This window comes from Streptomyces sp. enrichment culture (assembly GCF_964273145.1).
Classification (GTDB): Bacteria; Actinomycetota; Actinomycetes; order Streptomycetales; family Streptomycetaceae; genus Streptomyces.
In genome coordinates this window covers 123,221-137,574 of the sequence record NZ_OZ186875.1, presented here as the reverse complement: position 1 = coordinate 137,574, position 14,354 = coordinate 123,221, and the positions used below count along the sequence as shown (strand labels likewise).

General features: G+C 73.6%; 12 protein-coding genes. 6 read left to right on the top strand and 6 right to left on the bottom strand.

Annotation, left to right across the window (positions count from 1 at the left end):
- Window positions 1-24 precede the first annotated feature (24 nt).
- Both ACSU6Z_RS29835 and ACSU6Z_RS29830 read right to left on the bottom strand, forming a co-directional pair.
- Window positions 25-441, bottom strand: a complete 417-nt coding sequence (locus ACSU6Z_RS29835) for a hypothetical protein (protein ID WP_437050770.1) — start codon at window positions 439-441, stop codon at window positions 25-27.
- Between the two features lie 125 nt (window positions 442-566).
- Window positions 567-767: a tautomerase family protein gene (locus ACSU6Z_RS29830; RefSeq protein WP_437050769.1), complete on the bottom strand. Its 201-nt coding sequence runs from the start codon at window positions 765-767 to the stop codon at window positions 567-569.
- Between the two features lie 501 nt (window positions 768-1,268).
- Between ACSU6Z_RS29830 and ACSU6Z_RS29825 the strand changes: the two genes are divergently transcribed.
- Both ACSU6Z_RS29825 and ACSU6Z_RS29820 read left to right on the top strand, forming a co-directional pair.
- Window positions 1,269-2,054: an HpcH/HpaI aldolase family protein gene (locus tag ACSU6Z_RS29825; RefSeq protein WP_437050768.1), complete on the top strand. Its 786-nt coding sequence runs from the start codon at window positions 1,269-1,271 to the stop codon at window positions 2,052-2,054.
- A 445-nt stretch (window positions 2,055-2,499) separates the two neighbouring features.
- A complete protein-coding gene (locus tag ACSU6Z_RS29820) occupies window positions 2,500-4,311 on the top strand; it encodes an NAD(P)H-dependent oxidoreductase (protein ID WP_437050767.1) in 1,812 nt (603 codons plus the stop codon).
- Window positions 4,312-4,879: 568 nt separating this feature from the next.
- Here the strand turns inward: ACSU6Z_RS29820 and ACSU6Z_RS29815 are convergent.
- On the bottom strand, window positions 4,880-5,956 hold the full coding sequence (locus tag ACSU6Z_RS29815; RefSeq protein WP_437050766.1) for a sensor histidine kinase: 1,077 nt from the start codon (window positions 5,954-5,956) through the stop codon (window positions 4,880-4,882).
- 62 nt (window positions 5,957-6,018) lie between these two features.
- Window positions 6,019-6,756, bottom strand: a complete 738-nt coding sequence (locus ACSU6Z_RS29810) for a response regulator transcription factor (RefSeq protein WP_437050765.1) — start codon at window positions 6,754-6,756, stop codon at window positions 6,019-6,021.
- A gap of 242 nt (window positions 6,757-6,998) precedes the next feature.
- On the opposite strand from ACSU6Z_RS29810, the gene ACSU6Z_RS29805 reads away from it, so the two are divergent.
- The 4 genes from ACSU6Z_RS29805 to ACSU6Z_RS29790 all read left to right on the top strand — a co-directional run bounded on the left by ACSU6Z_RS29805 (window position 6,999) and on the right by ACSU6Z_RS29790 (window position 13,322).
- On the top strand, window positions 6,999-9,251 hold the full coding sequence (locus tag ACSU6Z_RS29805; protein ID WP_437050764.1) for an MMPL family transporter: 2,253 nt from the start codon (window positions 6,999-7,001) through the stop codon (window positions 9,249-9,251).
- A gap of 571 nt (window positions 9,252-9,822) precedes the next feature.
- The gene (locus ACSU6Z_RS29800; RefSeq protein WP_437050762.1) at window positions 9,823-10,746 is read left to right on the top strand and encodes a GNAT family N-acetyltransferase; all 924 of its coding nucleotides are present in this window, start codon (window positions 9,823-9,825) and stop codon (window positions 10,744-10,746) included.
- A 339-nt stretch (window positions 10,747-11,085) separates the two neighbouring features.
- On the top strand, window positions 11,086-12,327 hold the full coding sequence (locus ACSU6Z_RS29795) for a cytochrome P450 (protein ID WP_437050760.1): 1,242 nt from the start codon (window positions 11,086-11,088) through the stop codon (window positions 12,325-12,327).
- A gap of 554 nt (window positions 12,328-12,881) precedes the next feature.
- Window positions 12,882-13,322, top strand: coding sequence for an enediyne antibiotic chromoprotein (locus ACSU6Z_RS29790; RefSeq protein ID WP_437050759.1), 441 nt, complete (start codon window positions 12,882-12,884; stop codon window positions 13,320-13,322).
- Here ACSU6Z_RS29790 and ACSU6Z_RS29785 read toward each other — a convergent pair.
- Together ACSU6Z_RS29785 and ACSU6Z_RS29780 are read right to left on the bottom strand one after the other, a co-directional pair.
- Window positions 13,315-14,022, bottom strand: a complete 708-nt coding sequence (locus tag ACSU6Z_RS29785; RefSeq protein WP_437050758.1) for a DUF4158 domain-containing protein — start codon at window positions 14,020-14,022, stop codon at window positions 13,315-13,317. The genes ACSU6Z_RS29790 and ACSU6Z_RS29785 overlap by 8 nt on opposite strands.
- Window positions 14,016-14,273, bottom strand: a complete 258-nt coding sequence (locus tag ACSU6Z_RS29780) for a hypothetical protein (protein ID WP_437050756.1) — start codon at window positions 14,271-14,273, stop codon at window positions 14,016-14,018. The genes ACSU6Z_RS29785 and ACSU6Z_RS29780 overlap by 7 nt, the downstream gene beginning before the upstream one ends.
- Between the last annotated feature and the right edge of the window lie 81 nt (window positions 14,274-14,354).

Genomic DNA, 14,354 nt, shown 5'->3' with positions numbered 1-14,354 from the left:
GGCCCCGAGGCGGCACCGGTGGTGCTACGAAGCGGCACCACCGGTGACTTCGGCGGCGTGGCGGCAGCACGGGGAAACCGGGACGGCGGCGACGGCGTCGACGAGCTCGCCCGCCGCGTCGAGGACGTCGGGGGCGGCGAGCCGCGGGTCGTCCAGGACGGGCACGAGGCCGGCCAGGGCCCGGGCGAACCGGCCCCCGCCGGCGCGGGTCATCGCAAGGCTGCCCTCCCACAGGGCGGCGCGGACGCGGAGGGAGGTGAGCACACCGTCGCCGGCGGTGGAGACGGACAGCAGTGCGGCGACCCGGACTTCCAGCGGGGTCGGACTCCAGGCGCCGTGGCGCAGGTCCGCCAGGAGGGCCGCGACGCGGCGGCGCGCCCGGTCGGTGGCGAGCGGTTCCGGGGCGGAGCCCGTTGCGGGCCGGGCGGTGGTCGTGGACACGGGGGTTCCTTTCCGGGTGCGGAGCTTCTCGCCGATCCGGCGCCGCGCCACCGCCGTCGGCAGCCGCTACACGAAGCCGACCGGGATCCGCAGGCCGACGCCGGGGCGGGGAGCGGGGTTCGTCGTCAGCCTCGTGCCGGGCGGGACCCGTCGGTGAGGCGGCCGTCCCCGTCCCGGTGGCCGGGGGCGACGTCGCGCACGATGACGGTGACGGCGTCGTGCGGGCAGCCGGATACGCGCGTGACGACGTCGGTGATGCCCGCCACCAGTTCCCTTCGCGCTTGTCGGTCACTGCCCTGCCACCAGTTGACGGTGATCACCGGCATGTCAACGGTCCTTTTCTGCGGAGTGGGTTCGAGGGCGCCGGCGCGGCGGCTCGAGGATCGCCACCGCGCCGGCGGGCCGGCAAGCGTGGGTGGCGCAGGAAGGACGACTTGAACAAGTCGTCCTTCCTGCGCCCGGCCGGGCGGGCGCGCCGCGGGGGCGCGAGTTGGTGAAGTCGTCGCGCCCCTTTTCCGTCCCGTTGCCGCCGGCTTTCGGCCTGTGATGTGATCACGCCGTCCTGCCCGGCCGGCTTGGTCCGCCGGCCGCTCCGGATCGCTCACCCGGTGGCGGGGGTGCGCCCGGGGCCGGACGGACCGAGTCCGCTGCCCGGCGCTTTCGCGCAGTGGCCGGCCGGCGTGGCGCCGCGCGAGGCGCGGCCGAGCTCCGGCGTGCCGCGGAGCTCTGCGCGGCGGCCGGAGAACACCGCCCGCCGAAGCCGGCGCCCCGGTGACGTGCCGGTCCCGGCGACAAGCAGAGCCACGCACTGAGGAAAGGGAATGAACATGGCGTCCGTCTCTCACCCGGACCCGGGGTTCTCGGCACGGCTGCGCCGCCGGGAGCCGCTGGTCGGTTACCAGGTCCGCCTGGACAGTCCGGTCGCCGTCGAGCGGATCGCCGGACTCGGTTACGACTACGTCGAGGTGGACGGCCGGCACGGTGTGGTCCACCAGCCCGGGTGGCAGGTGGCGATGCTGGCGGTGGACGCCCGCGGCCGCTCCGCGGGGGTGATCCAGGTGCCGTCGCCGGACCCGGTCGCCATCGGGGCCGCGCTGGACGCCGGAGCGCGCGGTGTGATCGTCCCGATGGTGGAGAACGCCGAGCAGGCGCGCAATGCCGTACGGGCCTGCCGGCACCGTCCGGCGGGCACGCGCAGTCCGGGCGGGCCGGTCCGGGCGGAGTTGCGGATGGGCTCCGTACCGTCCGAGGTCGACGACCGCGTCGCCTGCATCGTGATGATCGAGACCGCGGCCGCGCTGGAAGACCTGGACGCCGTCTGCGCGACGGAGGGCCTCGACGCGGTGTACGCCGGGCCCGCCGGTCTGTCGGCCGCGCTCGGCGCGCGCCGGCCGGGTGATCCCGCCGCCGCCGGCGCGCTGGAGGCCGCGCTGGAGGAGATCGCGCGGGCCGCCCGCCGTCACGACATCGCGTGCGGCATCCACGTCCCGGACGGTGACAGCGCCGCGAAACGGCTCGCCGAGGGCTTCACCTTCGCCACCGTCAGCAGTGACATCACCCACCTGGAACAGGCCGCCGCCACCCATCTGCGGGCGGCACGCGCCCTGGTCTGAACGCGCAGGGAAACGGGGGAGCCGTGACGACCGCCGTGACCGGGCCGCCGACCGCGCACGCGGCCGGCCCGGCACACGCCGTCGCCGCTCCGGCCGCCCCGGCGCGGTCGTCGCCCCCGATCCGTTCGCAGGCGGACCGGGACCGGCCGCAGCGGGCACCGGCGCACGGCCGGCCGGTCCCTCCCGGCGGCCGCACCCCGCATCCCGCACCCCGCACCCCGCACCCGGGAGGATCCGCCCGGGGGCCGCCCCGTCGCCGGTCCCGCCCGGGGCGCGGGAACCGGCCGCCGCCGTGCGGACGGGTACGCCCCGCAGGCAGCCCGAGAAGGACCCGGACACCACCGGAAGGCCTCCTCGGGCGTCTTCGGCACGTACGCCGGCCGCCCGCCGGCGATCGCCGACGGCGCACAGCCGGCGCCGCGCCCCGCCGACAGGGAGGGATGACATGGCCAGAAAACGTTCGGTGGTGGTGGCGGGCGGTGGTATCGGGGGACTCGCGGTGGCCGCCGGCATGGCCGCGCGCGGTCTGGACGTGACCGTCCTGGAGCGGGCGGAGCGGATCGGCACCGGCGGCTGCGGGCTCATGCTCCAGCCCAACGGGGTGCGGGCCGCCGACGCGCTCGACCCGCGGATCGGCGCGCGGCTCCGGGCCGTCGGCCACGTCCCCCGTCCCGAGGAGGTACGCGTCCTGATGGACGCGCGGGGAAGGGTGCTCGCCGAGGAGCCCGCCGGTGCCCCCGGTGCGCCGCAGATCCCCGCGCTGCGCTCCGCCCTGCACCGGGCGCTGCTCGACGAGGCACTGGCCGCGGGGGCGTCCGTCGTCCTGGCGGCCGCCGTCACCGGCTACCGGGTGCGTCCCGGCCACGTCACCGTCGAGCTGTCCGACGGGAACGTCACCGACTGCGACGCGCTGATCGGTGCCGACGGCATCCACTCGGCGGTACGCGCGAGGATGCTGGGCGACGGCCCTCCCCGGTACCGCGGCTACACCTCGGTCCGCGGCCGGACCACCGGCTCCGCGCTCGGGCAGCGCGGCCACGTCGTCAGCGGCCGCGGCATCCGGCTGTTCACCGTCCCGGCCGGTGAGGACACCCTGTACTGGACCGCCGAGATCACCGCACCGCCGCGCACATGGCCCGCGAAGGGACCGGCCGGGGCCCGACTGGCCCTGCTGGACGCCCTCAAGGGGTGGTACGCGCCCGTCGTCGACCTGGTGCGCGCCGCCGACCCCGCGGACATCGTGGTCACCGACATCCACGACCGCGACCCCGCCGAGCGCTGGGTGGACGACCGGGTGGCCCTCCTGGGCGACGCGGCGCACCCCATGGTCCCGGCCCTCGGCCAGGGCGCCAACCTGGCGTTGGAGGACTCCGCCGTGCTCGCCGACGCGCTCGCCTCGCCCGCCGGGGTCGGCGAGGCGCTCGCCGCCTACGCCCGCGAGCGCGTGGACCGGGCCGCGGCCGTGGTGCTCGCCTCCCGCCGTCAGGGCGACCTCGACCGGGATGCCGGCCGGGCAGGGACGCGGAGACACCACGCGCACATCACGCCGGCCGGCCGCGAGGACGCGGACCTCGACGACATCACCGGCTGGCGGCCCCGGCCGCGCCGCCGGGAACGAGGCGGCACGACGGCCCCGGCGCCCACCGTCCGTACGAAGAAAGGGGCCACCGTCATGGCGGCACCGCACATCGTCCTGATCAGCGGGTCGCTGCGCCCGGGGTCGACCTGCGACCGGGTGGCGCAGTGGTGCGCCCGGCAGTGCGCCGAACAGGGCGCCTCCACCCGCCTGTTCACCGGCACGGAGATCGACTTCCCGGCGTACCGGCCCGAAACGGCCGCCACACACGCGGCCGTGGCCACGTTCCTCTCCGGACTGCGCGCCGCCGACGGCGTGATCCTGGTGTCGCCGACCTACCACGCAACCGTCTCGGGACTGCTGAAGAACGCCCTGGACTACGTCAACGACATCGACGGCCCGGTACCGTACCTGCAAGGACGCGCGATCGGCACGGTCGCTGTGGGATCGGCAGCCCAGGGCGCGCTCTCGACGCTGACCACGCTGCGCGCCATCGGGCACGCCCTGCGCGGCTGGCCGACACCGGTGGGCGTGACCCTGGCGTCGGCGCCGGGGCAGCCCGGCGTCCACGAACCGCAGTCCGACGCGGCGCGGCTGGCGGAGATGGTGGCACAGGTGGTGTGGATGAGCCGGGCACGGGCCGCGCACGCCCCCCGCGCCGTCCTGGACGCCGTGGCCTGACCCCGCCCGGTACCCGGCCGGCCACCGGCCCCGCAACCACACACAGCAGGCACCCGAGGGGAGAGGGACGCGTGCGCCCGCACCGCTCCCGGAAGAACGAGCGCGACGGGACGGCCACTGGGCCCTGTCGTCGGACTCCCGTCCGCCCCGCGACGCCGTGCACGCTCCCCGAAGGGGGCACCCCCGCCCGCCGCACCGGGTACGTCCCGTACGAGGGCCGGCGCCCGGCACTCCCCGGCCCGCGGCCGGGGCCCCGGGGCACGCACCCGGCGCCGCGGGGCCGTCCCGCGGGCGGCGGCGGGAGTGCGACGGCAGGACCTGGCATCCCCGGTTACGTCGGTGCGCGCTTCCGCAGCGGTGCCGGAATCCCATTCCCAGAGGACCCGGGAGGGCACGAGTGAGCCACCGCCAGCTTGAAGACGGAGGTCGAAGGGCTGGTGTGACGGCCTTCCAGGTTGCTCACGCGGGTGATCAGCGGTTGTCTGCGGAGTAGATCATCTGTCAGCGGTTGACCTCAAGGTCCGTCAGGACAAGCAGGGCGCGTAGAAGCCGGATCGCGCGGGCGGGGTCAGGTTTCGAAGCTGTGATCGGCTTCAGGCTTGGGGAAGACGACGCTGATGCGTGTGCCGTGGTCCAGCCGGCTGTCGAGGTCGATGTGGGCGTGGTGGTGTTCGGCGATGGCGGCGGTGATGGCCAGGCCGAGGCCGGTGCCGCCGTGAGTGCGGCTGCGGCCTTTGTCGGCTCGGTAGAAGCGGTCGAAGACATGGTTGACGGCGTGGGCGGGGATGCCGGGTCCGTTGTCCTGGACGGTGAGGATGACCTGGCTGTCGCCGGTGCGCAGTTCGACGGTGCAGGGTGCGGTGGGCGGTGTGTGCATGCGGACGTTGCTCAGGAGGTTGGCGAGCAGGCTGCGCAGTTGCGCCTCGTCGCCGAGGACGGTGACGCTGTCTTGGATGTGCAGGGTGTAGGGGCGGGCGGGTTCGACGGCTGCGGCGTCGCGGACGGAGTCGGTGACGATGCGGCTGAGGTTGACGGGCTCCAGGGGCGCTTCGCCTTCCTCGTCGAGGCGGGCGAGCATCAACAGGGCTTCGACGAGTTTGCCCATGCGCTGCACTTCCGCGTGCATACGGTCGACGGCGTCGTCGACGGAGGCTTTGTCGGGCAGTGCTCCGTGCTGGTACAGCTCGGTGTAGCCGCGCAGGGACTGCAGCGGGGTGCGCAGTTCGTGGGAGGCGTCCGCGACGAAGCGGCGCATGCGTTCTTCGGATGCCTCGCGTGCGGCCATGGCGCTTTGGATCTGGTCGAGCATGGCGTTCAGCGCGTGGGCGAGGCGGCCGACCTCGGTGGTGGGGGCGGTGTCGGCCGCGGTGATCCGGCGGGTGAGATCACCGGAGGCGATGGTGTCCGCGGTATCGGCGGCGTGCTCCAGGGGCCGCAGTGCCCGACGTACCGCCAGGGTGCTGACCACGGCCACCATGCACAGACCGGTCAGTTCGGTCGCCACGATCACGACCCCGTTGGCGGTGGCGAGCCAGGCCAGGGCGGTGGCGGCGAGAGCGAGTGCGCACAGGGCCGTGACGAGGGCGCCGATCCGGGTCCGCAGCGGTCGCTGTCGCAGAAGCCGCCTGCCTCGCCCCGCGGCCACAGTGGCACGCAGGCGCGCGATCAGCCTGTGAGGGGGAGTACTGGGGGGCCGGGTTGCAGGGGTCATCGGGGTTCCCGGATGCTGTAGCCGACTCCGCGCTGGGTGTGGATCAGGGCGGGGCCGAGACTGTCGATCTTGCGGCGCAGGTAGCTGATGTACGTGGCGACGACGGTGTCGTCGCCGTTGAAGTCGTAGGACCACACGTGGTCGAGCAGCTGGGCGCGGGGGACGACGCGCCCGCGGTGCAGCATGAGGTAGCGCAGCAGGCGGAACTCCGTCGGTGACAGGTCGATGGCGGTGCCGGCCCGGCGGACGGTGTAGGTGGCGGAGTCGAGTTCCAGGTCCGCGACGCGCAGGACCGGGTCGGTGCCGGCCCGGGGGCGGGTGCGGCGCAGCACGGCCTGGATACGGGCGGCGACCTCGTCCAGGCCGAAGGGCTTGGTGATGTAGTCGTCGCCTCCCGATGTCAGGCCGCGGACCAGGTCCTTGCGTGTGTCGCGGGCGGTGAGGAAGACCACGGCCTGCGGCAGTCCGTCCTGGCGCAGACGGTGCATGACCTCGAAGCCGTCTCCGTCGGGCAGCATCACGTCCAGCAGGATCAGCTCGGGAAGGAAGTCACGCGCGGCGGCGAGGGCTTCGTGAGCGGTCGCGGCGGTGCGTACGTCGTAACCGACGAAGCGCAGGAACCGGCTGAGCGTGTCGAGGATCGCCGGTTCGTCGTCGACCACGAGCAGCCGTCCCTCGACTGCCGATTCGGGGCCGGAGCCGGGGCCGGTGGGTGCTGTGGCATCGCCTGACATGGGATTCTTCGCTTCCTGCTGCTCACTGGTGCTCTGTTCGATCGTGGCCGATCACCAGGCGGTCTTCCATGTGAGTTTCATGGGAAGACCGCCACCCGGACCCTGATCCGGCCCCGACGCCCGAACCGCCGCCCTAGCGTGGATGACGCCTCGTAGCGGGCCCGGCCCGGCCGGTTCAGGGGATGAGCCGGCCGGGCCTCCCCGTCCTCCTCCTCGTCAGCACATCATCTGGGGGCTTTTGCGTGTCCACATTGCTCTACCGGCTCGGCCGTGGGTGCTTCCGGCATCGAAAGGCCGTCCTCGCCGCCTGGCTCGGTCTGCTCGCGGTGGTGGCGGTGACCGCGCTGAGCGTGATGAAGCCGTTCACCTCCGCTACCACCATCCCGGGCACCGAAGCCCAGCGCGCCCTCGACGTCATGGAGAAGCAATTCCCCTCCACCGACGAGTCGCATGTCACCGGCAAGATCGTCATACAGGCGCCCGCCGGACAGAAGATCACCGCGAATGCCCCCGCGCAGGCGGTCGCCGACCTGTCCGGGAAGGCCGCTGACGCCCCCGGCGTGGTCTCGGTGACCGGCCCTGCCGCCCAGAACGGCACCGTCTCACCTGACGGCCGCACCGGCATCATCGAGATCGTCTTCGACGCCGAAAAGGCCGACGGCATCCCCGGCGCGACCCTGCTCACCCTTCAGGAAGCAGCGCACCATGCTCGCAGTGCGGGACTTACCGTGGAGACGGGCGGAGACGCGTTCACGCCCCCGATCGAGGTGATGGGCCCGGGAGAGATCATTGGCGTTCTGATCGCCCTGGCCGTGCTGATCCTCGTCTTCCGGTCCCTGCGCACCGCCGTCATCCCGATCGCGACCGCGCTGGTCGGCGTGGCCGTCGGCGTGCTGTCCCTCCTTGCGATGACCAGCGTGATCACCATGGACAGCACCTCCATCACCCTGTCGGTGATGCTGGGCCTGGCCGTGGGCATCGACTACGCCCTGTTCATCGTCTCCCGTCACCAGACCCAGGTCCGCGAGGGCATGGATCCGGAGGAGTCGGCCGCTCTGGCCACCGGCACCGCCGGCGGCGCGGTGGTCTTCGCCGGAGCCACCGTGGTCATCGCCCTGGCCGCCCTCGCCGTGGTGAACATCCCCTTCCTCACCGTCATGGGCCTGGGCGCCGCCGCCACCGTCGTCGTGTCCGTCCTGATCGCCACCACCCTGCTGCCCGCCCTCCTGGGCTTCATGGGCCGGCGCATCACCTCCAGCCGCATTCCGGCGCTGGCCCGCTCCGCCGCACGCGCCCAGCGGCGCCAGGCCGATCCCCGAAGGGCCCCCGCGGCCCGCCGCTGGGCCACCGCGACCACCCGTCGGTCCTGGCGGGTACTGATCCTGTGCGTCCTGGGCCTGGGCATCCTCACCGTCCCGGTCACCGACCTGCAACTCGGACTCGGCGGCGGCCCCGACCCGCGCAGCTCCGCCGGCCGCGCCCAGAAACTGATCGACGACAGCTTCGGCCCCGGCCACAGCGGCCCTCTGGTCGTCCTGGCCCAGGGGCCCGACAAGACCACCACGACCACCGCCGCACAGCAGGCAGCCGACCGGATCAAAACCCTTCCCGGCGTCGTCTCCGTCTCCCCGCCCATCGCATCCGACTCGGGCAACGCCGTCCTGCTCCAGGTCACCCCCTCCTCCGGCCCCGACACACAGGCCACCGCCACCGTCCTGTCCGAGATCCGCAGCGCACGCGACAGCATCGAGCAGCAAACGGGCACCCAGCTGAACGTCACCGGCAACACCGCAGTCAACATCGACGTCGCCGACAAGCTCTCCGCCGCCCTGCCCGTCTACTGCCTGCTGGTGATGGGCCTGGCCCTGCTGCTGCTCACCGTCGTCTTCCGGGCCATCGCCGTACCCCTGAAGGCCGCACTCGGCTTCCTGCTCTCCCTCGGGGCCTCCCTGGGCGTCCTCGTGGCGGTCTTCCAGTGGGGCTGGCTGGCCGGTCCCCTCGGCATCGCGGACACCGGGCCCGTCCTGAGCTTCCTGCCCATGCTGCTCGTGGGCATCCTGTTCGGCCTCGCCATGGACTACGAGGTCTTCCTCGTCTCCCGCATGCGCGAGGAATACACCCACGGCAAGCCCCCCACCGAAGCGGTCATCCGCGGCTTCGGCCACAGCTCCAAGGTCGTCACCGCCGCAGCCCTCATCATGATCGCCGTCTTCGGCGGCTTCATCCTCGCCGAAATGCAGGTCATCAAGGGCATGGGCCTGGCTCTGGCCGTCGGCGTCCTCGTGGACGCCTTCATCGTCCGCATGACCCTCGTACCGGCCGTGATGGCCCTGCTCGGCCACAAAGCATGGTGGCTCCCGCGTTTCCTCCAGCGCATCCTGCCCAACGTCGACGTAGAAGGCGAACAGCTCACGCGCCACGCCGCCACCCCGCAGACCCTGCCCCACCACACCCCGCAGACCGTCTCCGCCCTGCCCGGCAGGTACAACCAGTGAGGTAGCCCTCGAGACCCGAGCACCGTGCCGAGCTGACGTCGCATTCACACCCGAGCCGCGTCAGCGCGGCCGGGTCCCCAAGCGAGCTGTCCCGGCGGGAGAAGAGTCAGGGCGTGCACGGTGCCAGCGCGTACGCATCGCCCCCGCTCACGCGACCCGTCTCCCGCACACCCTGTTCGTTCTGATGACCCCGAAGTCAACCACTGACAGATGATCTACTCCGCAGGCAACCGCTGACCACCAGCGTGAGCATGCGGAGAATCGGTCACACCAGTCCTTCGAACTGCGACTTCAAGTTGGCGGAGGCTCAGTGCTGTGCATACGCCCGCATTCGGTCCCAACGCACTCCTTTCCGCGGCCACTGCGGATTCCGTGATCCTGCCCGCACGCGGTTCGCGCCGGCGGGCCGGCACGCGCCGGCCCGCCCCGAACACCCGCCGGGCTCCGGCACGCTGCCTAGCCGTCACCGGCCCGGGCCGGTGCCGGGCCGGTGCCACCGCCCCGGCACCGGCGTCTCGAACGTTCCGGCCCGACCGCCGGACCCGACTCCCCCAGGAAGGGGGAACGCTCCATGTCCCCGCATCGACCGTTCGCCGTGCGACGACCGGGTGAGGTCCCGTTGGACGACCTGGTCCGCCTGGTGCGCGCCCACGAGGAACACGTCACGGGGGTCGCCACCTGCACCCGTGAGGACGTCCTGCCGCAGATCGCCCGAACCGGCTGCGCGGAGAACGGCTGGTGCCTGACCGGTCCCGGCGAGGAGGTGCTCGCCTGGGCGGCGCTGACCCCGCGCGGTGACACCCTGTACGCCACGCTGACCGTACTGCCCGGCCGGCACGGTCACAGCACGGCCCGCGCGCTGCTGGCCCGGGTCCTGGACCGGGCCGACGAACTCCGCGAGCAGCACGGCAGACCGTATGCCGTCACCGTCGGCGACGTACTGAGCGGGGACCCGGTGGTCCCCCCGGTGCTGCGGGAGGCCGGATTCGCCCCGGGCGCCACGGCCGGGCGGTACGCCGTCGATCTGACCGTCCCCCCGCCGCCCCCGCTGCTCCCCGACGACGGGGCGATCCGCCCGGCCGCCCCCGGCGACTTCGGCATCCTGCACACGCTGCACCGGCGCAGCCGTACCACCAGAGGAGCCGGGACCGAGGGCGCGGCAGCCTTCCGCTCGTCCTGCGAACGGCTGCGGGAGAACGGCGGCGCGGCGCTGCTGCTGGAGGTCTCCGGCCGCCCGGCCGGCCACGTCCTGGGCCGGGTCGCCGCCGGCGGGGAGGGCCGCGTCCTGGACCTGGCGGTGGACCCCGCCTTCCGCGGGCTGGGCATCGGTTACGCCCTGCTGAGCGCGGGGCTCGCCGAACTGCGCGCACGGGGCGCCGCCCGCGCCCTGGTCACCTTGGACACGGACGACCCGCACGACCCCGAAGCCCTCGGGCACGTCCTCGCCGTACGCAGCGCGCGCGTCGTCACGCGCTTCCACCGCGGGGCCGGCTGACCGGCCGGCCCGGCCCCGACGGCCACCGTGCCCGCCGCCGGCGCCGACGCACCGCCGACCGCGGCGCAGACCGGGGAACTCGGGGTCTCTCCCTCCCCCGATCCGGCATCGGTGATCACCGCGCTCGGCGACAAGGCCGCGATGCGGGCGCTGCTCGCCGCGCGGGGCGTCACCGGTGTGGTGGCCGGCGGCCACCGCCTGGAACCCGCGGAGCCGAGCGGACTTGGCCGAGTCGTCACCGGCCCGCAAAGCCGGTGCGGGCTTGCGCAACTCGCCGTGGGCACCGCACGCGCACGCCGCGGATCCTGCCGACGCAGGCAGACGCAGGAAGGCTGTGCGATGGAGAGCGGTCGTTCGACGGTGCGCCCGTCCCCCGGCAGTGAACCCGGCCACGACGAGGCACGCGCCCTGGTGCTGCGGTTCCTGCGCGGCGACGTCCGCACCGACCCGTATCCCGTGCTGAACCGCATCCGGTCGGCGGGGCCGGTGTGGCTCGGTGACGGCGTCGTCGTCCTGTCCTCCTACGAGCAGTGCGAGTCCGCTCTGCGCTCGGGGGACCGCACGGCGGACCTTGCCGGCCCGTGTCCCCCTTCCCCGGCTCGGCTGCGCCGCGTGCTGGACCGCTCCCTGGGCACGGACGCCGTGGCGAACCTCGCTCCCCTGGTGCGTTCCCTCGTCGACGACCGCCTGGACTCGGTGGCGGCACGCGGCCGTCTGGAGGTGGTCAGCGACCTCTCCCACCCGGTGCCGATGGCCGTGCTGTGCCATCTGCTGGGCCTGCCCGCCGGTGATGCCCCGTGGCTGCGCCGACGGGTCATGGCGCTCGGCACCGCTGCCGGCCCCGTTCCCACCGGCGCCGAGGACCCGGCGGTCCCGGCCGAGCAGCGGCGAACGAGGACCGAACTGGAGACGTACCTGGCCGGGGCGGTGCGCGACCGGCGGCACCGGGCGGACGGGGACGACCTGCTGTCCCGGCTGATCCGGGCGGACCTGGGCGGTGGACGGCTCACCGACGCCGAGGCCGCCTCGGCCGGCCGCATGCTGCTCGTCGCCGGATACGAGACCACCGCCGCGCTCGTCTCCGGCGGCGCCCTGGCGCTGCTGCGGGCCCCGCACGAAGGGGACGCGCTGCGCCGCGACCCGGGCCACGCGCGGCGCCTGGTGGAGGAGATCCTGCGCGTCGACCCGCCGATGCAGGTCGTCCGGCGCCGCGCCGGTACCGATCTGGACCTGTGCGGTACCCGCGTACCGCGCGGCACCGTGATGGTGCTGCTGCTCGCGGCCGCCCATCGCGACCCGGTCCTCACCGCCGACCCCGACATGTTCGCCCCGGAGGGCCTCTCGCCGCACCTGGCGTTCGGGACGGGCACCCGCCACTGTCCCGGGGCGCCGCTGGCCCGGCTGATCGCGCAGACCGTGCTCGTGCGCTTCGCCCAGCGGGTCGTCGGGGCGCGTTTCGCTCTCGGCACCCCTTCCTACGGGCCCTCCGCCACGCTGCGGGGGCTGCGGGCGCTGTGGGTGGACGCGGACGGGTTCGCCCCCCGGGAGCTGCCCTGGCAGCCGTCGCACGACAGGGCGTAGGGGCTGTCGTTCGGATCGGGTCGCGCAGGGGTGACGTCGCCGGTCGGCACCGGTGAGCGGGGTCCGGTGCGTGCGGCTGCAAGGCGGAGGAGGGTGCCGACGCGGACGGCGCGGAGCACCGGCGAGTGAGGACAGCGCGGCGGACGCGTCTGCCGGGCCCCGCGTCCGCGGCACGATCGGCACGACAGCCCCCAGGTCCTCAGCCGCCCCAATCCCGCCGTGCGCCGACGCGGCGGGAAGGGCGCCGTGACAATCGCGCATCCCGGCCCGCCGGCCCGTCAGGCACGGCGGGAGCGGCAGGAGCGAACGCGACCGCGCCAGGGGGCCGCACGTGCCCGGCGGGACGGCCTGAGGCCGGGGCGGCCGTGCTGCGCGACGGCGCCCCGCCGACTGCGTTGTCCGCCCCTCTTCCTGGAGAGTTGTGTGAAGCAACCTGGAAGATGCCGAGGGTGATCACGGCCGACTAACTTCATGAACAGATCAGGGAAGGCGGGCACCCACCTCGCCTGATCCCGAGTCTCTCCCATCCCCCCATACGACATGGAGTCAGGAAAATGACCGTCAAGAGCAAGCTCGGCCTCGCCGCCCGTGTCTCCACCGTCGCCGCCGTCGCCGCCGGCCTGGCCGTCGCCGTCCAGCCCGCCGCTCTCGCGGCCTCGCCGGTGGTCAGCGTGTCCCCGGCCACGGGGCTCACCGACGGCCAGAAGGTGGCCGTCAGCGCGAGCGGGCTGACCCCGAACACCGTGTTCCACCTCGGTCAGTGCGCCCAGGTGGAGCCGGGCAAGTTCGGCTGCGACAAGACCACCTCGGTGGACGTCGTGTCGGACGCCTCCGGCAAGGTCGCCTCCGGCCTGGTCGTCCGCACCTCCTTCCAGGCGGTGACGTCCGCCGACGGCCCGGTGTGGGGCACCATCGACGCCAAGTCGACCCAGACCCATGTCGTCCTGCTCAGCGACACCGGTGAGGGGGGCTTCCAGCCGATCACCTTCAAGTAGCCCGCACCCGGCGCCCCGAGACGCCCCAGGCAGAGACGTCCCCCGCCCCTGCCTGGGGCCCAGGCGTCACCGAGCGGCCGGACGGCGCGGGACCTCGAAGGACAAGGCGGTGCCGACCCGGATCTCCTTGCAGCGCAGCCAGTCGCGCAGGGCCTGGAAGACGCCCGCCTCGTACACGGTGCGCATGACTCGCTTGGGTCCCCTTGCCGGGGGTGAAGATCGCGAGCTCCGTCCAGTCCTTGCGTACAACGCCCTCGAACGGGACGGTCTCGCCGAGGGGAAGGTAGGTGGCGGAGGAGTCCTTGTGCCGCTCGATCAACCTCAACGCGTCCATGACGGGCTTGTGCTGGTCGTTGGAGGAGCGGAAGTCGAGCACGCCGGGGAGCTTCATCAGCCCGCTGCGGCAGCGGTTGGAGCAGGAGGACTTGAACACCTCCCGCTTGGAGCGGGCGAACGCGGCGACGCCCGCCTGCTTGGCGACACGCTCGACCGCATCGGGCGGCAGCTCCAGACGCATCTTGGGGAACCGGCCGCGCCAGGTCGGAAACTTCAGCCGGACGGCGAAGCCCAGCCTCGTGGCGCCGGTCCTGTTCCGTAACCAGCCCGCCTCGTCGCCGGGCAGGGTGAAGTGGTCCACCACCCCGTCCAGGCCCGGATCCCGCCCCACACCAGCCCCTTCCGCCACCCCCGTGATCAGCATTCGGGCTGGACGGTGGAGGCGCCGGTGTACAGCGCAGGCAGATATCCGCGAGACAATCCGGCCGGCGGCGGACCTGGCAGTGACGCCCGGCCGAAGGCCGTCTCGATCGCCGCCTCGTAGCGAGCCATGAACGCTGCTTCGTCGTCGTTCCCGTTGCTGGGAGGTTCGTCGTAGCCGGGGATCACTGCGGACAGCGGTCCGGACACCGTGCCGGCGTACGGGGTCAGCTTCCCGCCCCCATCGGTGAGCATGTATCGCCATCCGTCGTCGCCGCCGGGGCGGGCCGGGCCGCCCGCGGGCAGCTGACCTCGGCGGGAGAGCGCTGAGGTCGG

Excerpts from the sequence above, each read along its gene's own strand:
- ACSU6Z_RS29830 (WP_437050769.1), bottom strand. The coding sequence starts at position 767 with ATGCCGGTGATCACCGTCAACTGGTGGCAGGGCAGTGACCGACAAGCG.
- ACSU6Z_RS29825 (WP_437050768.1), top strand. The coding sequence starts at position 1,269 with ATGGCGTCCGTCTCTCACCCGGACCCGGGGTTCTCGGCACGGCTGCGC.
- ACSU6Z_RS29820 (WP_437050767.1), top strand. The coding sequence starts at position 2,500 with ATGGCCAGAAAACGTTCGGTGGTGGTGGCGGGCGGTGGTATCGGGGGA.
- ACSU6Z_RS29810 (WP_437050765.1), bottom strand. The coding sequence starts at position 6,756 with ATGTCAGGCGATGCCACAGCACCCACCGGCCCCGGCTCCGGCCCCGAA.
- ACSU6Z_RS29800 (WP_437050762.1), top strand. The coding sequence starts at position 9,823 with ATGTCCCCGCATCGACCGTTCGCCGTGCGACGACCGGGTGAGGTCCCG.
- ACSU6Z_RS29795 (WP_437050760.1), top strand. The coding sequence starts at position 11,086 with ATGGAGAGCGGTCGTTCGACGGTGCGCCCGTCCCCCGGCAGTGAACCC.
- ACSU6Z_RS29790 (WP_437050759.1), top strand. The coding sequence starts at position 12,882 with ATGACCGTCAAGAGCAAGCTCGGCCTCGCCGCCCGTGTCTCCACCGTC.
- ACSU6Z_RS29785 (WP_437050758.1), bottom strand. The coding sequence starts at position 14,022 with ATGCTGATCACGGGGGTGGCGGAAGGGGCTGGTGTGGGGCGGGATCCG.
- ACSU6Z_RS29780 (WP_437050756.1), bottom strand. The coding sequence starts at position 14,273 with ATGCTCACCGATGGGGGCGGGAAGCTGACCCCGTACGCCGGCACGGTG.